We start from the raw sequence: 20,238 nt of genomic DNA on the forward strand, positions 1-20,238 counted from the left end.
ACTAACCAGCGCCTGCCTAGAGTATCTGCGCTGCGAAGCCTCCCAACATGCTGCTATCCCTTTCAACGGGTTCGAACAGCTGATCGACGCGAAATGCCAGTGCGCTGTATATTTCCAAATTGCTTTGTTTTTCGAAACCTACAGATGCCAACACCTGTTGTTGAGCATTCAATGTACGATTAAAGGCTACACGGTACTTACCGTTGATGGGCTCCGAAGGTGGAAAAACCTGTGCCAGCGCATCCACCTGTTTACCATGCTTCCAAAAGCGGTAGCAAACATGCGGGCCTGTAGCTAGCCCAGTGCTCCCCACGTATCCAATAACCTGTCCTTGGCCTACCCGTTGGCCACGTTTCACGGCGCGCTTGCTCATATGGAGGTATTGTGTGGTATACACATTGTCATGTTTGATTTTAACATAATTCCCATTGCCGCTGCCATAGCTCGATTCAATTACCACACCGGCAGCTGTCGCCACGATGGGAGTACCATGGGGTGCAGCGAAATCTGTGCCCAAATGTGCTTTCCATCTGCGTTGCACAGGGTGGAATCGTCGCATCGTATACCGCGACGAGATACGGCTATATTTCAACGGCGCTTTAAGGAATGTCCGGCGCAGGCTTTTCCCATTTTCATCGTAATATGCTCCACGCTCATCATCCTCACCTTCAAAATAGTATGCTTGGTATTCTTTGCCGTTATGGCCGAATATAGCTGACTCTATCCGTCCCGGACCAACAGGCTGGCCATCTACATACTTTCGCTCATATACCAGCTTGAACCAATCGCCCTTATTGATGCGGTAAAAATTGACCGCCCAGCCGTATATCTCGGCCAATTGCACTGCCAAATCGGGGCTAGCGCCGTTTGCCTCCAATGTTTCATAAAGCGAGCTTTGGATCACTCCCGCTACGGTTTCCAGTTTTGTATTAACCGGCTTCTGCCCGCTGTATACTGAAGTGTTCTCGCTTAAATCATAGACCACGTAGTCAATCGGATTGGGCTGGTAAACGAAATAGTGTGCCTTGCCCGATTTATCTTTGAAAACGGTATAATCATGCCCTGCCGCTATCTTACGTACATCAAACACAGTCTTTGACTTCTCTGCAATCACTGCTATACGTTGCAGGTCTATCTGGTAGCGTTGCAAGATATCCGATAAGAATTCATTACGCTTCACGGTCGCTGTTTCGATATCGAATCGATCGCTGGCCAATCCATACAACAATTCCCTGTCGTCAGCCTCAGTGGTTGGCTCAGCCATAACCAACGGCTGTTCAGGTGTGGCATCGAAAGAAGAAAGAGAAATAAAAGTGGCGCCCAAAACAATCACACCAAGCACAATAAGTGCAAGTACATTTTTTCTTGAGGTCATTCTTTAATGTAGGTAGTTAGAATCTTCAAAAGTTGATCCTATATTCATCTAAGTTAAATCGGTAGCCGCCGCCACCACTCATCCATCATCACACGTAGTAAAAGCGCAAATAACACATTTTTATTTAAAAAGTTTAATTTTTTAACATTTTTTTACACTTTCAACGTATGCCAGATCGCTGATAACTATTCCTTTACAACCGAAAACCGATAAATACACGTGCTGAGATAGCTTTCGCCCGGTTCGAGCACGGTAGTGGGCCAATGGAGTTTATTGGGTGCGTCGGGAAAATGCTGGGTCTCGAGGCAAATTGCAGTCTGTTTACTGTATGGTACATTCTCTTTACCCGTACGCGAGCCATCGAGCATATTTCCTGTATATACCTGCATGCCCGGCTCGTTGGTATACACTTCCATGGCGATGCCACTACTGGGTGCATACAGCCGTGCTGCCAATTTATCGATGTCTCCATCGGTATCTAATACAAAGTTATGGTCAATTCCGCTGGCTATCTGCAGCTGCGCATGCGATGGATTGCGCGCCAATGCCGTACCGATGCTTACCGGTTCAGTAAAATCAAAGGGGCTGCCTGCTACCGGACTTATTTCGCCGGTAGTAATAAGCGTACTATCCAGTGGCGTGTATTGTGTTGCATTAACGTACAGTATATCGTCCAGTATCGTATTGGTTGGGTTCCCAGAAAGGTTGAAAAAACTGTGGTTGGTAAGGTTGATAACTGTTTTTTCTGTGGTCTCTGCTTTGTAATCAATGGTCAGTTCATTGGGATGGCTTACGGCAAATGTTACACTCACGGTTACTTCACCCGGAAAGCCGCTTTCGCCATCGGGCGAGATATATGCGAGCACCAATGTGCTGTCATTGGGTTGGTGGGCCTCAAACACTTGGCTGCGCCATCCCTCCCCACCGCCATGGATGGTATGTTCGCCATTATTGCGATCAAGTTGCACAGTATCGTCATCCAACACAAAGCGCCCATTGTTTATGCGGTTGGCAAAGCGCCCCATGGTAGCACCAAAAGAAGAAGGTTCGGCTGTATACCCGTCTATATGAGCAAAACCTTGTACCACATCACGTAACTCACCTGTCGCATCAGGCACCATCAAAGAAACGACGCGGCCACCATAGTTGGTAATGCAGACTTCCATCCCACCGGCGTTACGGATAACGTATAAGTCGGTGGAATCACCGTTTACTGTCGCCTGGAAATCTCGCCGATCCAAGCCCGATTGCGTCGTTAAAACATCAGCTTTGTTATTGCAAGCTGCCAAAAATGTCATAGCCCCCAAGCCGCAGGCCAGGGCTTTCGTCGGTACTCTCATCTGTAGTATCACAGGTTCTCTTTTAGTAGTCGTTCAAGTTCATTCGCCGGAAAAACGCCGGACTGCTGCCATTTAATCTTACCCTTTCGGAAAATAATCAGTGTAGGCACGCCCCGTATGCCAAACCTGGCTGCCGCCTGAGGGTTCTTGTCTACATCAACTTTGATGATAACTGCTTCATTGCCAATTCGCCCTTTCAACTCCTCCAATATCGGGGCCTGCGTTTTGCAAGGACCGCACCATTCGGCAAAAAAATCGACCAATACTGGCTTATCTTGATTGATTGTTTCTTGAAACGTCATCTATTTTTCTCTAAATGTCCTCCGTTGTAAAAAAACAAATTTCCGAATAATATTCGAGACCGTAAAAATTCGCATGTTTATATTAACTTCCTTTTGATTGTCCGGGATTTCGTATTTTTGCTTAGATGATTATCCTCCCGGATAAATGATACCCCATAAATACTGCCTAAAAAACCCAAAAGTCCGTTGCAAGTCCGTTAAAGTCCGTTGTCCCTCCCATGTCTCTTCGATATCCCTTCCATGTCCCTCCGTTGCCCCAATAGGGGGCCTACGGCCCATTGGCGTCATCTCTGCCGTTCCTATACATGATCAGCAGGGCTAAGGAGAATCGGATGTAGCGTGTATATATCCGGGATAAGACACGGCTATCCGGGGTAATACGGTGGCATGGCCGTAAGGCCTACCGCGTCAATCGGACTCCTTCGGGATATGAGGTCATATCATTTAAATACAACCGCTCCCACTAGAATGCCCGAGTTATTCGCGGGTAATAGGCTGCTAGCGTAGCCGCCCGTGCAATGACGTATATGATAAAACCAATCCAAAGTCCCACATTACCATACGCGGGAGCTAGCAAAAGAACTACGCCAATGAATACGAACAAGGCTATCAGTGTAGCATTACGCATTTCCAAACTCTTCGTGACGCCGATGAATACGCCATCAAGCTGGAACGCGGCAAAGGATACCGCAATGTAGATGGCGGCATACCTGCTATGAGCCAACGCAATAGCCTGTACCTGGACATCTTTGGTGAGCAAGGGAATGAGTTGACTACCGAAGATGGAAACCAGCCCGGCGAGTACCAATGCGGTAATGGCTGCCAACACACTCGAATGCCGCACCTGCTGGGTAAAAGACTCGCTGTCCCGTGCTCCATACGCTTTACCTGTAAGCATTTCGGCGACATGTGCATATCCGTCGAGGAAAAATGCGGAAAGCGACACAAACTGAAGCAGTACATGGTTGGCGGCCAATACATGGTCTCCAAAATCGGCCCCTTGGTTGGCAAACCAAGCAAATCCCGTAAGCAGTGCCAGCGTACGGATCATGATGTTACCATTTACCTTAATCAAGGCGGTAAGATTCGTCCGATTGAAAATGCGCGACCGGAGCTCACGGAAACGAAGCACGGGATTGCCAAGCTGCATCTTCCCAACAAGCAAATAGGAAGCAAAGAAAAGTGTACACCACTCGGCTAATACGGTACCGAGCGCAATACCGCGCACACCGAAATCGTAACCTACAACGAAGAGGACATTCAATAGGATATTGAGCCCATTCAGAAATAATTGCACCGCCAATAACTGCTTGGTCCACCCCGCCCCTATGAACGTGCCCAGCAACGCGAAGGTTATCAAGGTAGCCGGAGCACCCCAAATACGAATGTAGAAGTATGTACCCACGAGGGTTTTGATTTCATCGCTGGCCGTTAACAAGCCGATGACGGCCAGGCCGATCAATGACTGGAGCAGAACAAGGAGCAGCCCGATGATCCCACCCAGCAATACGGAGCGAAACAGCAAGGCATGAGTCTCATCGATATCACCTGCCCCGATGGCCTGCGCCACAAAGCCGGTGGTACCCATACGCAAAAAACCGAAGCCCCAATACACAAAGTTGAAAATGAGCGAGGCCAAGGCGATGGCACCGAGATCTGCTGCAGTGCCTGTTTGCCCAATTGCTGCCGTATCTGTCAAGCCCAATAACGGAACGGATGCATTTGCCAATATAATGGGAAACGCGAGTTTGATGATGCGGATGTAATTGCCGTGAGCCATGCGACACGCTTCTTTATAACCTTAAGCAAGGCGAACAACTACTATGTGCTCGGAGGTAGTTGTCTTGTGCTTGAATTATACCCGTTAGCTTATCCATTCGTTAATAACCATCGACAATAAAAGCTGGCCCCATTCTCTTAAAATAACAAAAGTCCTCCGTCAATGACGGAGGACTCGATCTTTTAAGCTGTGTCGGGGTGGCAAGATTCGAACTTGCGACCTCCTGCTCCCAAAGCAGGCGCGATAACCGGGCTACGCTACACCCCGAACCCTTGAGGTCTGCAAAGGTAAAAATTAAATCCTATTTCCAAAAAATACCGCACAATTCTTTTTTAAAAAACAACTTTCGTATTCCAAAAAATATCGCTAATATTGCAGCTCGATTTTTACGGGATAATAATCGTCATTAATTACTCAAAATCATGGATTTAGTAAAGTTTGTAGAAGATCGGGCGGTAACAAAAAATGAGGTTCCCGCATTCAAGGCAGGGGATACTGTTAGCGTTCACTATAAAATCCGCGAAGGAAACAAGGAGCGTATCCAGGTTTACCAAGGTGTTGTTATCCAACGGAATAGCATTGGCACCAATCAAACCTTTACGGTACGCAAGATTTCAAACGGCATCGGCGTCGAACGTATCTTCCCGATAAACTCGCCGAACATCGAGAAAGTGGAGATCAACAGCCATGGGAAAGTGCGCCGCTCTAAATTGTACTACCTACGTGGTCTTACCGGCAAAGCAGCTCGTATTAAATCAAAGCGATTCTAAGAGCTCTGCTTAATCTTAAGGATAAAAAAGAAGCTGTCTTCAAGAGATGGCTTCTTTTTTATTTAGACGGTGCGGATACTACAAAAAGCTATACCGAAATGAATAGTTGGCTGAATTGTGGTTCGTTTTGTTGTAATAACCGAGGATCTCTAATTTGACGTACTTACCGGTGGTGGTTTTGATCACCAGCACGCGGCCGGGAATAGGATTGATGCTGTGATCGGCCATATTGTACTCGTACCATCCGTTGCCACTACCTGTCGGGATAGCCTTCTCCTTTTCTGTATCGGTCTTGAAACCTGCTGTCGGCTGCTGCTTTACGTCTTCAAACGAAGTCTCCTTCAACAATGTAGCCTGTGCGCCTCCGTCGCCACTGCTCCCCCCGTTGATTAGCACAGTAGTGCGTTTGAACGCTATATCCCACGCGTCTGATGCTGCCATCACTTATTTGCCGGCAGCAAGATTAAAATAGACTGTTTCCGCCGATGCATCTATATCTGTAATGGTTTTGACCTCTTGTGCATGAAGCGTTAGCGAACATACCAAAACAAATACGATCGTTGACATGCGATTAAATCGTGTTCTCATACAGCAAACTTAGCTAAATTCCAGATTATTTAAAACGAATCTAATTTATTTCAGCCCTATTTAAAGTCATAACGATCAAATAATCATTTCTGCAGTTCATCGAGGTCGATTTCACACCGTGAATAAGGCCGGTGATTAAATGAGAAAGTTGCCCAAAAATCTTTTACTTATAATCTCAGAAAAAAGCCTACCTTTGTATCCCGTACACAAACGTGATGTTTCAAGCTTTTTTTAGCTTACTCAACGTATAGCAGACACCCAAAATTTGTCATGACTAAATACATTTTTGTTACGGGCGGCGTCACCTCGTCGTTAGGGAAAGGTATTATTTCGGCCTCCTTGGCCAAACTGCTCCAAGCGCGGGGGTACAAGGTAACGATCCAGAAATTCGACCCCTACATCAACATTGATCCCGGTACGCTCAACCCCTATGAACACGGCGAGTGTTACGTTACCGAAGACGGCGCTGAGACCGACTTGGACCTCGGCCATTATGAGCGATTCCTTAATACCGCTACATCGCAAGCTAACAACGTAACCACCGGCCGCATCTACCAACATGTCATCGACAAGGAACGTGAGGGCGCTTATCTGGGTAAAACGGTGCAAGTGGTGCCGCACATCACCGACGAGATTAAACGCCGGATGTGCTTACTCGGCAAAGACGGCGACTATGATATTGTGGTAACCGAACTTGGTGGTACTGTGGGTGATATAGAATCACTCCCTTTTATCGAGGCTGTAAGGCAATTACGTTGGGAGTTGGGCAGCAGCAACTCGCTGGTGATCCACCTTACGCTGGTTCCCTTCCTTGCTGCCGCAGGCGAACTCAAGACCAAGCCCACACAGCATTCTGTTAAAACCTTATTGGAGTACGGTATCCAACCAGATATCTTGGTTTGCCGCACGGAACACCACCTCAATTCGGAAATTCGCAAAAAACTGGCGTTGTTTTGCAACGTGAACATCAACGCGGTGATCGAATCGATTGATGCACCTTCCATTTACGATGTGCCACTGCTGATGCTCAAAGAGCAATTGGACAAGACAGCGCTGACCAAACTCAAACTGTCTACTAAGAATGAGCCCGATTTGGCCAATTGGAAGGTGTTCTTGGGTAAGCTCAAAAATCCCACAGCAGAGATTACCATCGCGGTAGTGGGAAAATACGTCGAATTGCCGGACGCTTATAAATCCATCAACGAAGCTTTTATCCATGCCGGTGCCATGAACGAGTGCAAAGTAAGGGTAAAATACATCGCTGCGGAAAGTATCGACGAAAACAATGTTCAGGAAAAGCTCCGGAAAGCTTCGGGTGTGCTGGTAGCTCCCGGTTTCGGCGAACGCGGGCTAGATGGTAAACTAACAGCGATTAAATACGTACGCGAAAACAACATTCCGTTTTTCGGCATTTGCCTAGGCATGCAGTGTGCGGTGGTTGAGTTTGGGCGAAGCGTATTGAAACTCAAAAACGCCAATAGTATAGAGATGGACCCGAAAACCAAGCACCCGGTAATCCATTTAATGGAGGAGCAGAAGCAGGTGAAGAACATGGGTGGCACCATGCGCTTAGGTGCGTACGACTGCGAAATCAAAAAGGGAACGAAAGCGGCTAACATCTACGGCAAGCACAAAATATCAGAGCGTCATCGCCACCGTTACGAGTTCAACAACGACTACCTCGAGAAATACGAAGAAGCCGGCATGGTGGCCTCAGGCATCAACCCAGCCAACAACTTGGTGGAAATCGTGGAGCTCAAAAACCATCCTTTTTTTGTAGCAGGGCAGTTCCACCCAGAATTAAAATCAACGGTTGCAAATCCTCACCCACTTTTTGTTAGCTTTGTAGCCGCTTCTTTGACCTATAGCAAAGCGGCAAAACAGAAATAGCGTACAGCGCAGATTAAGAAATGGATAGAAATACACTGACGGGCCTGGTTTTAATCTTTGTCATCATTGCAGGTTCTTTTTACTTGTTGCAACCTTCAGACGAAGAAATAAAACGCGAGCGCCAGTTACAGGACTCGCTTGCCCGCGTCCGGGCGGGCATTGAAAATGTAACACCAAATACCACCGACACCACCGGGGCAGCACCAACAACGGCTACTCCCGAAATTGACTCTACATTATTAAGTGGCCCATTCGGCCAAGCTATCGCAGGCGACGAACGGAACATCACGCTCGAAAACGAACATATCAAGGCCACCATCAGTACCAAAGGTGGCCGGATAAAATCGGTGGAGGTCAAAGATGAGAAAACGTACGATGGACAGCCGCTGATGCTCTTTGAGGGTGACCATAATAAATTCGGCCTCTTCTTTTCGGCGGCCGGCAAAAACATCATCACCAATGACCTGTATTTTACCACCGAGGGCAACAATGTCCATGTGACCGACCAAGACTCGGCCTCCGTTACATTCCGTTTGACCTATGCTGCCGATAAGTATATCGATTATATATATTCCATACGCGGCGGCGACCATAACATCGGCTTTACCATCGTGACCAAGGGCATGCAGGATGTGGTGGCTCCCACGGAAAACCAACTGGTACTCAATTGGGAGGCTGCGCTCACACAAAAGGAAAAGGATATGGATAGCGAGCGCCAGCGGTCAACCTTATATTATGCACTTTCCGACAATGAAGTAGACCATTTAAACACGTCCAAAGACGATAATGAAGAGCTCGCTGGGCAAATTGAGTGGGTCTCTTTCAAGCAGCATTTTTTTTCCAATGTCTTGGTTTCTCAAAATGGCTTCGATGGGGGTAAGGTAAATGTATATACCAGCGCTGATGCGGCAATCGTGAAACTGTTTGCTGCTAACCTCCGTCTCGATTTCAACCGCCAAGACATCAATACCTACCCCATGCATTTCTTCTTTGGGCCAAACCAGTACAAGGTCTTGAAAGCACACGGATATGGGCTGGAAAAACAAATCGATATGGGCTGGGGGCCGATGAAATGGATCAACAGGTTCATCACCGTACCGGTATTCAATTTCCTGGATAGCTTCAATTGGAGCTACGGGTTGGTCATCCTCATCCTCACTTTACTGTTGAAATCAGTGCTCTCGCCGCTTACCTATCGATCGTATGTGTCCATGGCGAAAATGCGGGTACTCAAACCGGAGATGGATCAAATCAAGGAGAAGGTAGGGCAAGACAATCCGACGTTACTGCAGCAAGAGTACCTCAAACTGTATAAGCAAGCAGGTGTAAATCCGTTGGGAGGCTGTATTCCCATGCTTCTACAGATGCCATTTACGATCGCATTTTTCTTCTTCTTCCCTAATTTGTTCGAACTGCGGGGAGAGAGCTTCTTATGGGTAAAAGACCTATCCACGTATGACTCGGTAATTACGTTTTCACCATTGCCGTTGATCGGCGTGAACCATATCAGTTTGATGTGTATTTTGATGACGTGTGCCACTCTACTGTCTACCTGGTACAATAACTCTATTTCGGGTGCTGCTAATGCGCAGATGAAATACATCGGCTATTTCATGCCTTTGATTTTCCTTTTCGTACTGAATAGTTTCCCGGCTGGATTGAACTACTATTATTTCTTATCTACGGTATTCACTTTCGGTCAGCAGCTCGTCATCCGCCAGATGGTTAATGACGATAAAATCCTAGCCATCATCGAGGCGAACAAGAAGAAGCCCGAAGCTAAGAAGAAATCGAAATTCCAGCAGCGCATGGAAGATTATATGCGCCAGCAGCAGAATAAGCCAAAGGGGAAAAAATAAATTAGGGCATCGCGAAGTAGCGGAAAAGATAAAACAGCGCCCAGCCAGCAAACGCAATAATTAATATCCATACCCAAGAAGGTATACTTTGGGGGGTTTCACTTCCCTCAATGAGGAACGATTGCTGGTTACCTTTGCCATACGCATTGACCATAATAGGGATTATCCCATCCACTACCGCGTCTTCGGTTATCCCTTCTACGTCGATTGCGGGTCCGTTACGTACCACGAACGGAATAACGCGGATCCCTTCCTTACCTGTAGGGTCTTTCCCTACAATCTTCAATGTGTGTGGACCATCAACCAATTTCTTAGTATCCAATTCGAAGTTAATCGGCGACATCACTTCCGCTATGGGTTGCGGATGGTCGTCCAAAAAAATGCGTATTCTGCTCTTGCCTTCCATAATCAATCAAGGTCTAATACATTCCGTTTGATATGGTTGGGCGTATCCTCACCGGGACGCACCAGCCATTTCATGGAATAATATAATGTAATTAGTACAATAACCGTTATCACCCCCACGATGAGGTAATCCCAATTGCTGTCGGGTCCAGCCCCATGGGCGACGCCGCGAAGCACCTTCGGCTGCTGCTTTTCACATACCGGGCATGCCCAGCCAGTTACGGACAGCAACACTAGCAAAAGTGTGGATACGGCGCCCTTCAGGCAATTATGTCTCCCTATTTTCATCTTTCCTCCACCTTATTCACTGGCACCCTGCGCCAAAAAGTCCATAATTTCTTTAACCTCATCCTCGGTCACCATCGAACCCGAATTGCCCCAACTTGTGCGTTCATGGTTGATGATGGCCGCTATCTCCGCCGCGGAAAGTTCCATCATGGTACCAATACCAGGCATCGCTGCAAACTCGGGCCGCGCGTCATAACCGTTCATGATGATGTCTATATACAACTCCAGATCATCCCCACTGACAACGGTGCTTTCTTTGAGCGACGGAAATGCACCCGGCAGCCCTTCGCCGTTGGCTTGGTGGCAGCTTTGGCAGTGGGTAGCATATAGCAACGAACCGTCTAACCCCCCCGTTTCACCGCCGGCTTCCGCTTTGGCTGCCTCCCTCGCATAGAGGAACTCGGGCGACGGCCGGCCGTCGGGAAGCGGAACCTGTTTGAGGGACTGCAGATAAGCAACCAGTTGTAAAGCTTCTTCGGTAGCCACCACTTTACCTCTACCTTTCTCAAGAAACGCCTCGGGCACATTAACCACTACGTCATCCGCCGCCGGATATTCCTTGTATTCAAATAACCAGGGATAAGCCGGCATAATTGAAGCTTCTACCACCGTACGGGGGTTATACAGGTGCACCAGGTTCCACTCTAGGCTCGGCTGACGGTTGCCAACATCGGTGAGGTCAGGCCCCGTGCGTTCGGTACCCATCAACGTCGCCGTATTGCGCCATACGTCGGTACGTGCAATACTGGCGTAATCGGCGGCTACGCTTGGCCGTCTCCCCCACGGCCTGTCCATATCCACATTGCGCACCTGCTGGGTATGGCAGGCCACGCAGCCGTTGGCAATAAAAACTGATTTCCCCTTCTCGGCTGCTTCGCTCAGTGGCTCGTGTCCCGGCAACGGAGCGTTTTGCTGTTGGTTATGCAGTGCCGGAAGAATGGCGACAAACAGCGTGAGCACCAAGAACAACAAAAATGCCGAAGTAAATAGCTTTCTATGATCGTTAAAAAATTCCATCTCCTACTGAAATATTAAACCGCTTTTTTAATCACTGAATTAATCCCTTTCAGCATGCTGAAGGGCCGTCTCCCGGATGTCAACCGGCTCTTTATCCACCGACAACATTTTGTACATATTATATGCAAAAAACAGGTGCGATAACCACATGAGGCTTCCTCCTATCGCACGCCAGAGCCAATACGGCATCATCAGCGTTACACTCTCGATAAACGGTTTCCCTTCTATCCACATCAGGCCTTTCAGGGTGCTGCCGTACATCAATGGAACGGTATAGAACAGGAGCCCAATCAGCGCCATCCAGAAATGCGCACCTACGGTCGACTGGGGAGCCTCTCTGCCGGTCAGTCTCGGCACCAAAGCGTATATACCTGCCCACAGGAAAAAGCTGATAATACCATACATCGTAAGGTGCGAGTGTGCCACGGTAAAATCCGTGAAGTGCCACAACAGGTTGGTGTAACGAAAGGCCTCGGCCGTGCCCTGCAACGAGCCCGTAAAGTAAAAGATAATACCGATGAGAAAGAAAGGAAGTGTATAACTATCTTTAACCTTATACCACCCGCCTTTAAAGGTAAGCAGGAAATTAGCCGTACCGGCTGCTACCGGAATAACCATACCCATACTGCCCACGATGGCCACCGTTTGCAACCACCACGGAATGGCGCTAAATACGAAGTGATGGGTGCCGATGAGCGTATAAAAGAGAATCTGCGTCCAGAAAGCCAAAATACCCAGGCTATAGGAGTAAATAGGTCTATTCAGTTGTTGCGGCAAGAAATAATATACCACGCCCAACATGAACAGCATAAACCACATCCCTACCCCTTGGTGCATGTAATACCCCTGAACGATGGTTTCGCCCAATCCTTTCTGCCACCATGGAATATAAGCCACAATGGATATCACCAAGGCGAAAATCACCGCGGAGATAATGTACCAGTTGGAAATATAGATTTCGCGGGTTGTTCTTCTCGCAACCGTCTTGAGGTAATTGATCAAGGTGAGTACTAAGCCGACGCCAAACAACAACATAATGGGCCAAATGTATTCGCGATATTCACCACCCCCATTGTTAATGCCACCCATGAGTGATAGCGAACCCAACACCACTGCTGTGTTGATCAGGTAAAACGAATACCAACCCATTTTCAAACTGGCTATAGCCACATTGCTTACGCGTGGTACCACATAATACCCCAAACCGATCATGGCTAGCGAAGCCCAGCCCCAGAATACCGCATTGGTATGCACGGGCCGTAAGCGTCCGAAACTCAACCAGCTTACTTGGTCGGCATCAGGAGCGACAAACTTAATACCCAGGTATTGGCCTACGGTAGTACCGAAAAGCAACCAACAAGTGGCGGCCACCAGGTACCAAACAATCAATTTGCTCAGCTTAGGGTCTATATTGGGCCGGCGCTGCGCCTTTTTCTTAACGGCAACGAAAGGAAGCCCCGAATTTTCCCTGATTTTGATAACGCCCAGCTTATCTTCGGCCGCTTCCGGCCCGGAGAGTTCGGTATCGGATAACCGGTAATCCAGCGCCTCCTTTCTTCCCACCAGCTCGCGTTCGGCCTGTTCGACATCCACTTCGCGTAGGTAAGCCGCAAACTCATCGGCTTCAGCCATATCCATCTTTCTGCGATACCGCTTAAGTACTTGCGATGCTTTCCCAACCATGATTACAAAACCGACCAGAATCGGTATGAGCAACAACACAATGGTAATGATGATACCTGCTTGGCCCAAAAGTGACTCCCCTTCTCCACTACCGGTGGTTTGTGCCCATGTAGCTAACGTTGGGGACAAAAGCAATAGAACGAGTAGCGCTTTTCGCAATGAATCGCCTCCAGAGGCGGTATGTTTCTTGTTCCTTTCGCGGACAATGGAGATGAGCTGCTCAAGCTGGCGGCTATCCAATTGCTGGATGTACTTACTGTATCCTGTTCGACTCGCTGCAGACCGCCGATCAGCTACCCCTCTGATGGTTTCGATACGGTGCAACAACCAAATAGCAAAGAGCAAAATGGCGATTAATACCAACAGCGAGATCAAAATAATCACCTCTGCACTATTGAAGGTGAAACTGAATGGCCGCATTTCCCCCTGCGCAAAAAGCAGCATCGGAAATAGTACCACAATAATTGTAAGCAATGATGAGGTCTTTACCATACTAAACCTAAAAATATATTAATACCTTTTTATCCTTTATAGAAGCAAAAAAAATTACGTTTGCTAATCCCGCTTCAAAAAGGTAAGCCTATTCTCCAATTGTTCAGTGAATGAACTAAGTTTTGCTCCTTCAAGCATGTTCCTCATTTCTTCCCGGATAATCTTGAACTGGTAATGGATTGGGCATGGTTTTGCTTCTGAGCACTGCTTCAACCCCAATCCACAGCCCGAAAAAATCTTCTCCCCATCCACTGATTTTACAATGTCAGCCAAAGAGCCGTCGAGTAGCTTGTCATCTAAAAAAAAACCACCATTGGGTCCTTTCGTTGAAAGCACCAGGCCTTTGCGACTCAAATCCTGTAATATTTTTGCGATGAATGACTCGGGAGAATCGATCTCTTTGCTGATTTCCTTGATGCCGGCCTTCTCTCCGGCCTTAGACCGTTTAGCGATAAAAATCATCGCCCGGATCGCATACTCACATGTTTTTGAAAACATCCATTAATTAATTGCGGTGCAAATATACAAAGTATAAATAAAAGATAAAAAAGTCTTTTTTATTAGTTTGTGTTTGATGTTCGCCTATACAAATGCGCTGAACCCCGTTATAGACCTACCCACAATCAATGAGTTGATTTCCTTGGTTCCTTCATAAGAGTAAATCGCCTCGGCATCGGCCAAAAATCGTGCTACATCGTACTCCAGCAAGATGCCATTGCCGCCCATCACCTCCCGTGCTTGGCTCACGATATCACGTGTGCGGAGTGTGCAGAATACTTTGGCCAACGATGCATGTTCATCGCGCAGCAGGCCCCCGTCTTGCAATTCAGATAGGCGGTATACCAAAGTCTGCATGGCCGTAAGGTTGGATAGCATTTCAACGAGGTGATTCTGGATCAACTGGAATGATGCGATGGGCTTACCGAACTGCTTGCGTTTACGTGTATAATCGAGGGCATTCTCATAGGCACCCCTTGCACAGCCAACGGCCATCCAGGCCACACCCGCCCGGGTAAGTTGCAGCACTTTGGCGGTATCTTTGAATGAATTGGCATGCTGCAACCGGTCATTTTCCCCCACCAAACAATCCGTCATCGTAATCAGTCCATTCTGCACAATCCGAAGGGCCATCTTTCCCTTGATTTTCTCCACTTCAAAACCGGGTGTACCTTTCCGTACTAAAAAGCCTTTCACTTCTCCATCGGCCACGTCTTTAGCCCAGATAACGGTTACGTCAGCAAACGTGGCATTTCCTATCCATTTCTTCTGCCCGTTTAGTAGCCAGCCGTTTTCTGTTTTGCGAGCCATGACGGTAAGTCCTCCCGCTGCCCCCGACCCCACTTCGGGTTCGGTGAGACCGAAGGCACCGATCAGTTTCATCTGCTGCATGGCCGGCAACCATTCTTGTTTCTGTTCATCGGAACCACAAAGGTATATAGACCCCATAGCCAAGCCACTCTGCACGCCAAAAAAAGTAGCCACTGACGCATCCACCCGGGCAATCTCCATCGCAATAATCCCTTCCATCAGTGATGACCTGCCCGCGCAACCGTATCCCTCATAGGTAAGCCCGCAGATATTCAGTTTCGCCAGCTTAGGGATAATCTCAAAGGGGAATTCATCGCGCAGCCAATAATGATTTACCAAGGGTCGTATTTCACGTTCCATAAAATCACGCACTATTAGTTGCAGTGCACGGTCCGCCTCACTCAGACGCAAATGCAGTTCGTAGAAATCTCCATTGATGGGCGGCAACTCGCGTTTCGGCTTTCCGCCGTCTAGCATCTTCATCAGTCCGTTGAGCTGTTTTTCGTCTAATTTGGAAAACGAGTCCATCACCTTGGGCAGGTCTACTTTTCGGGACAGCTTGTCCAACTGTTCAAAATCGATACGCTTGAACAGCTGGTATGCTTTTTTTATTTTTGAAAACATATTTCTTATTTTTCTGCTGTTTGCTTTTTTGCCGTTTGCTTAAATCTATTGTCTCTTGTCTAGTGTCTCAAATCTCACGTCTGTATCACCCCTACGTTAAAAGGCCTTTCTATCGGTGCCTGATTGGCTGCCTCAATCCCCATGGCGATGACTTTCCGCGTATCTAACGGGTCTATGATTCCATCCACCCAAAGCCGTGCCGCCGCGTAGTATGGGGTCGTCTGTTCGTTGTACTGCTCGGTAATTGCTTGCAGCAAGGCCTCCTGCTGCTTTGTATCAACTTCCGTACCGGCCTTTTTTAACGATGCCGTTTGAATCTGGAGCAGCGTTTTGGCAGCCTGACTGCCCCCCATTACCGCGATCTTTGCCGATGGCCATGCGAAAATGAGCCGCGGATCGTAAGCCTTCCCGCACATCGCATAGTTACCTGCACCGTATGAGTTGCCGATCACGATGGTAATCTTTGGCACCACGGAATTAGCTACGGCATTCACCATCTTAGCGCCGTCCTTGATAATGCCACCCTGCTCCGCCCGGCTACCTACCATAAAACCGGTTACATCCTGTAGGAAAATTAAGGGAATTTTCTTTTGATTGCAGTTCATGATAAAACGGGTAGCCTTGTCCGCAGCGTCCGAATAGATTACGCCACCAAACTGCATCTCCCCTTTTTTGCTTTTCACCACTTTGCGCTGGTTGGCTACAATACCTACAGCCCATCCTTCCACGCGCCCTAAACCGCAGACAATGCTTTGGCCATAACGCGCTTTGTATTCTTCAAAATCGGAGTCATCCACCAGTCTCCGGATAATCTCGCCCATATCATAGGGCTTTTCGCGCGAGGCCGGCAATAAACCATAGATTTCGTGTTCGCCCAATTTCGGAGGAGCCGGCTTTATCCGATCAAAACCGGCATCTTTCGGCTTCCCTAGCTTACTCATAATGCGACGAATGGAATCCAAGCACGTTTTATCGTCGGGTTGTTTATAATCTGTTACACCCGATATTTCGCAATGCGTGGTTGCCCCGCCCAACGTCTCGTTATCTACCGACTCGCCGATAGCCGATTTAACAAGGTAAGATCCTGCCAAGAACACCGAGCCAGTACCGTCTACAATCATGGCTTCATCGCTCATGATTGGCAAATAAGCACCTCCCGCTACACACGAACCCATGATCGCTGCCAGCTGTACAATCCCTTCGCTGCTCATCCGTGCATTATTACGGAAGATGCGCCCAAAATGCTCCTTGTCGGGAAAAATCTCATCCTGCATGGGGAGGTATACACCCGCAGAATCCACAAGGTAAATGATTGGTAGCCGGTTTTCCATGGCAATCTCCTGCGCGCGCAGGTTCTTCTTGGCGGTCATCGGAAACCACGCCCCAGCTTTTACAGTGGCATCGTTGGCTACGATCACGCACTGGCGGCCCGCAACGAAACCGATAACCGTTATTACACCCGCTGAGGGACATCCCCCATGTTCCGTATACATGCCATCGGCAGCTGTGGCACCAATTTCGAGCCAGGGCTGTTCGGCATCTAGCAGGTGGCTTATGCGCTCACGAGCTAACATCTTTCCTTTGGCTTTTTGCTTTTCCGCCGCTTTGGCACCACCGCCTTGGTATACCTTCTTTAACTGGCTTTTTAGCGCAGATACCGCTTGTTTATTCAGGTCCTCATTTTGGTTAAATTCAAGGTTTATCATGGTTCACAAGATACGGCATTCTTTTTTATCTTACAAAGGCCACCACGTTCGACAGCAGTATATGATATTTTTTCACTTTTTTGGGTTACCTTTTAGCCCCTCGAGTATTAAAACGTAATTGAACAAGTTTGTTTTAAACATCAAAAAGGAAATTAACATGAAAAATGCATTTAAATTCGGTTTTTTAGGTTTGTTGTTTTCTGTAGCTTTTGCTGCTTGCAACACCACGACTTCTGAAAGTGAGCAAACTGCCGATTCATTGGCAACTGAAATCGAAGCACAGGTTGATGCTACTACTGATTCTATCGATTCACTCGGTGACGCAGCCATCGACTCACTGGATTCGTTGGTAAACTAATCAATCGGATTGAGAAAATCTAAAAAAAGGCTCCGCCGTTTGGCGGAGCCTTTTTTTGTGAAATCTAGTGATTCCCAGAATAGCTCCAGTATTTGATTTCTACTTTTCTGCGTCTATCTCTATGATGGTTCCCGCGATATGCCTTAATCCATTTTCTTTATTGAAATAATAGGCAACCAACACACGGTTTTCGTCAAGTTGTACAGGCCAAGTATAACCCAGATCACCGTTTCCACCATCTGTCCGTAAGATAATTTCCTGTGACGTGCCCCAGTCAGTACACTCGGCGTTCAGTATACGCGCCCGGATACCAAATGGCTCATGCCGATATCCATAGGTAACCAACACGCGGCCACCCGGTAATTGCAGCGCATTCAACGGATGGCCCTGAAACTCCATGGATTGCCATTGAAAGGTTTTCCCGCCGTCTGTCGATCTCGCGATTACAGCCTGGTCACCAAACCCTGCTGTGCGCAAGAATCCTACGATATCGCCATTTGGTGTCTCGATCACGGAGGCCTCGTTGAATGAGACAGTCTTATCACTGGCTACGACGCCCGAATATTCCCAGGTCAAGCCTTTGTCTTTTGATACCAACAGGTAATTGGATGTTTTTCCGATACTGTCGTGTGCAGCAACGATCCACAAAATACGTCCATCTTTTGCTTCATACAAAGCCCCCCGGTTGTAGGCCGGCATAGGTTCATTAAACGCGTTATAATGCCGTTCCTGCGCTATATGCGGTGGATAATAAGGGCCTTCCCAAGTTTTACCGCCATCGATAGATCGCACCAAGTATCCTCCAAGAAAGATAAAACCACCCGCCTCAAAATAGGGCTGTTTTACTTTTATGTCGCCTCTAATGGTTGTCCATCCGTAACTTGCACAAAGCAGGGTACCATCCTTGAGTTGAAGCAAGCAAGGGTCCTGCGATCCGCCAAAAGCATGCGCATAAATTAAATCAGGAACCGGGGTCCAGTTCTCCCCATCGGTAGAACGCACTCCAACAAGATAACTATTATGGTCAACGTGATTGTTACCTTGCTCGCCGAACATAATCCGGTTAGGGGCACGTCGGAAAGCCACGAACAACTCACCGTCGGGTTTCTTTACGACCGAAGGGAACGTGCTGTAATACATAGAATCCTGATAAATAACTATATCTTTAATTTTGCGCACGTTGGGTGTATGTTTTTCCGTACCCTGGCCGAAAGAATTTGTGATACTCAAAACCAGTAGGAAAACAATGGTAAGATTTCTAACAGGCTGCTGTTCGATAATTAATTTCAACCTCATTTCCATAAAATAATTTCTTTAAATATAAATCGTTTTGTACAATCTACCCAAGGGACCATTCCCATCATCTATACAGCCGACAGTTAATCTTTTAAAGTCAGCGTATCGCCTGTATCGATCATCTCATAAATCTGGGCGCGCTCCTTCCCCGAAGGCGAATTGGGACTATGAAAGGTGAGCATAAGCCGCCCATCAAATGTCTTAAACAACATACCATGCCCCCCATTCTGATCAAAAAGCAAATTTTCCTGTTGTTTCCAAGGTCCCGTCAATTTTCCAGTCGTAGACTCAGCAATGCCAATTGCGTAACTTCCTTCTTTGAAGCTAGACCAGATCATCAGCAGCTTACCCGTCTTGGTCCGATAGAGAAAACAACCATCTGTAACGTAAGTGAGCGTACCGTCAGGATGTTGACTTCCCGTAGACCACGGAGCACTTGACGCGTGAAAAAGCGTCAAAGAAGGTCCGATGGGCTTTGAAAGATCCTGCTCCAGTTGTACCAACTCCATCGTACCATCTTCTATCTGCACCCACTCATGGCAATAAATCATGTAAGGAATCTCATTCTCGACCCACAGCGTGCCGTCCAATGCCATGCGATCCATGGGGGTGTGCGGTAACTTTTCTTCAAACGGCAGAAATGGTCCCATCGGATTATCCGCATGAAATAGCTGTGTTCCCCTAAAGGTGTACTTTGGAAAGCCTTCCCGCTGAAGTTTCCATTCAATATCGGAATTAAGCGTGGCAAACAAATAGTATTTACCTTGATACAAATGCACTTCAGGAGCCCATATGACACCTTTAATCCAATTGTCCTGCGGTGTCGCATATACAACATACGGGCCTTCCCAATATTCCAGATCCTTACTTCGGTAAGCGACCACACCACTTACGTCTACCCCTTGCTTGTCTTTAACCGGTGCCGATTTGTAAAGAATATACGAATGATTCTGCTGATCGGGCACGATATAAGGATCGCGTACATGCAAATCCGTAATGTGTACCTTTGAGGTTTGCGCCTGTATTGCTGTAGATTGACCAACTAAGAAACATAAAGTTATAAAAACAAACAACGTAGTAAAAATTCTTTTCTTCTGCATGGTTCAAAAATAGCAACAATAGACAAACGAACAATTGCCATTTGTCTTTTTGTTGTT

At 47.5% G+C, this 20,238-nt stretch carries 18 protein-coding genes and 1 tRNA gene; 4 read left to right on the forward strand and 15 right to left on the reverse strand.

The genetic code is table 11. The features are described from left to right. Positions 1-16: 16 nt before the first annotated feature. The 5 genes from VNQ80_RS14115 to VNQ80_RS14135 all read right to left on the reverse strand — a co-directional run bounded on the left by VNQ80_RS14115 (position 17) and on the right by VNQ80_RS14135 (position 5,064). On the reverse strand, positions 17-1,375 hold the full coding sequence (locus tag VNQ80_RS14115; RefSeq protein ID WP_325639719.1) for a M23 family metallopeptidase: 1,359 nt from the start codon (positions 1,373-1,375) through the stop codon (positions 17-19). A 185-nt stretch (positions 1,376-1,560) separates the two neighbouring features. Next, on the reverse strand, positions 1,561-2,715 hold the full coding sequence (locus VNQ80_RS14120) for an aldose epimerase family protein (protein ID WP_325639720.1): 1,155 nt from the start codon (positions 2,713-2,715) through the stop codon (positions 1,561-1,563). 8 nt (positions 2,716-2,723) lie between these two features. Further along, positions 2,724-3,017: a thioredoxin gene (gene trxA, locus VNQ80_RS14125; protein WP_325639722.1), complete on the reverse strand. Its 294-nt coding sequence runs from the start codon at positions 3,015-3,017 to the stop codon at positions 2,724-2,726. A gap of 463 nt (positions 3,018-3,480) precedes the next feature. After that, positions 3,481-4,797 (reverse strand): MATE family efflux transporter, encoded by a 1,317-nt coding sequence (locus VNQ80_RS14130; RefSeq protein WP_325639724.1) that lies wholly within the window; start codon positions 4,795-4,797, stop codon positions 3,481-3,483. A 192-nt stretch (positions 4,798-4,989) separates the two neighbouring features. Further along, positions 4,990-5,064, reverse strand: a tRNA-Pro gene (locus VNQ80_RS14135). Between the two features lie 155 nt (positions 5,065-5,219). On the opposite strand from VNQ80_RS14135, the gene rplS reads away from it, so the two are divergent. Continuing rightward, a complete protein-coding gene (gene rplS, locus VNQ80_RS14140; RefSeq protein ID WP_349255656.1) occupies positions 5,220-5,567 on the forward strand; it encodes a 50S ribosomal protein L19 in 348 nt (115 codons plus the stop codon). A 78-nt stretch (positions 5,568-5,645) separates the two neighbouring features. On the opposite strand, the gene VNQ80_RS14145 is transcribed toward rplS, so the two are convergent. After that, positions 5,646-6,008 (reverse strand): HmuY family protein, encoded by a 363-nt coding sequence (locus VNQ80_RS14145; protein WP_325639726.1) that lies wholly within the window; start codon positions 6,006-6,008, stop codon positions 5,646-5,648. Positions 6,009-6,425: 417 nt separating this feature from the next. Between VNQ80_RS14145 and VNQ80_RS14150 the strand changes: the two genes are divergently transcribed. Then, positions 6,426-8,045 carry a CTP synthase gene (locus VNQ80_RS14150; RefSeq protein ID WP_325639728.1) on the forward strand — a complete coding sequence of 540 codons (1,620 nt, stop codon included), beginning with the start codon at positions 6,426-6,428 and terminating at the stop codon, positions 8,043-8,045. A gap of 20 nt (positions 8,046-8,065) precedes the next feature. Beyond that, entirely contained in the window at positions 8,066-9,904 is a 1,839-nt protein-coding gene (gene yidC, locus VNQ80_RS14155; RefSeq protein WP_325639730.1) for a membrane protein insertase YidC, read from the forward strand. A 1-nt stretch (position 9,905) separates the two neighbouring features. On the opposite strand, the gene VNQ80_RS14160 is transcribed toward yidC, so the two are convergent. The 7 genes from VNQ80_RS14160 to VNQ80_RS14190 all read right to left on the reverse strand — a co-directional run bounded on the left by VNQ80_RS14160 (position 9,906) and on the right by VNQ80_RS14190 (position 17,424). Beyond that, positions 9,906-10,310 carry a cytochrome C gene (locus tag VNQ80_RS14160; RefSeq protein WP_325639732.1) on the reverse strand — a complete coding sequence of 135 codons (405 nt, stop codon included), beginning with the start codon at positions 10,308-10,310 and terminating at the stop codon, positions 9,906-9,908. Between the two features lie 2 nt (positions 10,311-10,312). Beyond that, entirely contained in the window at positions 10,313-10,597 is a 285-nt protein-coding gene (locus VNQ80_RS14165) for a hypothetical protein (protein ID WP_325639734.1), read from the reverse strand. 12 nt (positions 10,598-10,609) lie between these two features. After that, entirely contained in the window at positions 10,610-11,614 is a 1,005-nt protein-coding gene (locus VNQ80_RS14170) for a cytochrome c (RefSeq protein ID WP_325639736.1), read from the reverse strand. A gap of 39 nt (positions 11,615-11,653) precedes the next feature. Continuing rightward, positions 11,654-13,771 carry a cbb3-type cytochrome c oxidase subunit I gene (locus VNQ80_RS14175; protein ID WP_325639738.1) on the reverse strand — a complete coding sequence of 706 codons (2,118 nt, stop codon included), beginning with the start codon at positions 13,769-13,771 and terminating at the stop codon, positions 11,654-11,656. Between the two features lie 81 nt (positions 13,772-13,852). Beyond that, a complete protein-coding gene (locus VNQ80_RS14180; RefSeq protein WP_325639740.1) occupies positions 13,853-14,287 on the reverse strand; it encodes an Rrf2 family transcriptional regulator in 435 nt (144 codons plus the stop codon). 84 nt (positions 14,288-14,371) lie between these two features. Next, positions 14,372-15,730 carry an acyl-CoA dehydrogenase family protein gene (locus tag VNQ80_RS14185; protein ID WP_325639989.1) on the reverse strand — a complete coding sequence of 453 codons (1,359 nt, stop codon included), beginning with the start codon at positions 15,728-15,730 and terminating at the stop codon, positions 14,372-14,374. Between the two features lie 65 nt (positions 15,731-15,795). Continuing rightward, the gene (locus tag VNQ80_RS14190) at positions 15,796-17,424 is read right to left on the reverse strand and encodes an acyl-CoA carboxylase subunit beta (RefSeq protein WP_325639991.1); all 1,629 of its coding nucleotides are present in this window, start codon (positions 17,422-17,424) and stop codon (positions 15,796-15,798) included. 160 nt (positions 17,425-17,584) lie between these two features. Between VNQ80_RS14190 and VNQ80_RS14195 the strand changes: the two genes are divergently transcribed. Beyond that, on the forward strand, positions 17,585-17,785 hold the full coding sequence (locus tag VNQ80_RS14195; protein ID WP_325639742.1) for a hypothetical protein: 201 nt from the start codon (positions 17,585-17,587) through the stop codon (positions 17,783-17,785). 99 nt (positions 17,786-17,884) lie between these two features. On the opposite strand, the gene VNQ80_RS14200 is transcribed toward VNQ80_RS14195, so the two are convergent. Both VNQ80_RS14200 and VNQ80_RS14205 read right to left on the reverse strand, forming a co-directional pair. After that, entirely contained in the window at positions 17,885-19,081 is a 1,197-nt protein-coding gene (locus VNQ80_RS14200) for a sialidase family protein (protein ID WP_325639744.1), read from the reverse strand. 83 nt (positions 19,082-19,164) lie between these two features. Next, positions 19,165-20,181: a glycoside hydrolase family 43 protein gene (locus VNQ80_RS14205; RefSeq protein ID WP_325639745.1), complete on the reverse strand. Its 1,017-nt coding sequence runs from the start codon at positions 20,179-20,181 to the stop codon at positions 19,165-19,167. Positions 20,182-20,238: the final 57 nt, after the last annotated feature.

This window comes from Parapedobacter sp. (assembly GCF_035556095.1).
Classification (GTDB): domain Bacteria; phylum Bacteroidota; class Bacteroidia; order Sphingobacteriales; family Sphingobacteriaceae; genus Parapedobacter.

What these genes read in the sequence shown, in the direction of transcription:
- rplS (WP_349255656.1), top strand. Translation starts at nt 5,220, where the DNA reads ATGGATTTAGTAAAGTTTGTAGAAGATCGGGCGGTAACAAAAAATGAG.
- VNQ80_RS14205 (WP_325639745.1), bottom strand. Translation starts at nt 20,181, where the DNA reads ATGCAGAAGAAAAGAATTTTTACTACGTTGTTTGTTTTTATAACTTTA.
- VNQ80_RS14170 (WP_325639736.1), bottom strand. Translation starts at nt 11,614, where the DNA reads ATGGAATTTTTTAACGATCATAGAAAGCTATTTACTTCGGCATTTTTG.
- VNQ80_RS14180 (WP_325639740.1), bottom strand. Translation starts at nt 14,287, where the DNA reads ATGTTTTCAAAAACATGTGAGTATGCGATCCGGGCGATGATTTTTATC.
- VNQ80_RS14150 (WP_325639728.1), top strand. Translation starts at nt 6,426, where the DNA reads ATGACTAAATACATTTTTGTTACGGGCGGCGTCACCTCGTCGTTAGGG.
- VNQ80_RS14200 (WP_325639744.1), bottom strand. Translation starts at nt 19,081, where the DNA reads ATGAGGTTGAAATTAATTATCGAACAGCAGCCTGTTAGAAATCTTACC.
- VNQ80_RS14165 (WP_325639734.1), bottom strand. Translation starts at nt 10,597, where the DNA reads ATGAAAATAGGGAGACATAATTGCCTGAAGGGCGCCGTATCCACACTT.
- VNQ80_RS14195 (WP_325639742.1), top strand. Translation starts at nt 17,585, where the DNA reads ATGAAAAATGCATTTAAATTCGGTTTTTTAGGTTTGTTGTTTTCTGTA.
- yidC (WP_325639730.1), top strand. Translation starts at nt 8,066, where the DNA reads ATGGATAGAAATACACTGACGGGCCTGGTTTTAATCTTTGTCATCATT.
- VNQ80_RS14120 (WP_325639720.1), bottom strand. Translation starts at nt 2,715, where the DNA reads ATGAGAGTACCGACGAAAGCCCTGGCCTGCGGCTTGGGGGCTATGACA.
- trxA (WP_325639722.1), bottom strand. Translation starts at nt 3,017, where the DNA reads ATGACGTTTCAAGAAACAATCAATCAAGATAAGCCAGTATTGGTCGAT.
- VNQ80_RS14160 (WP_325639732.1), bottom strand. Translation starts at nt 10,310, where the DNA reads ATGGAAGGCAAGAGCAGAATACGCATTTTTTTGGACGACCATCCGCAA.
- VNQ80_RS14115 (WP_325639719.1), bottom strand. Translation starts at nt 1,375, where the DNA reads ATGACCTCAAGAAAAAATGTACTTGCACTTATTGTGCTTGGTGTGATT.
- VNQ80_RS14145 (WP_325639726.1), bottom strand. Translation starts at nt 6,008, where the DNA reads ATGGCAGCATCAGACGCGTGGGATATAGCGTTCAAACGCACTACTGTG.
- VNQ80_RS14130 (WP_325639724.1), bottom strand. Translation starts at nt 4,797, where the DNA reads ATGGCTCACGGCAATTACATCCGCATCATCAAACTCGCGTTTCCCATT.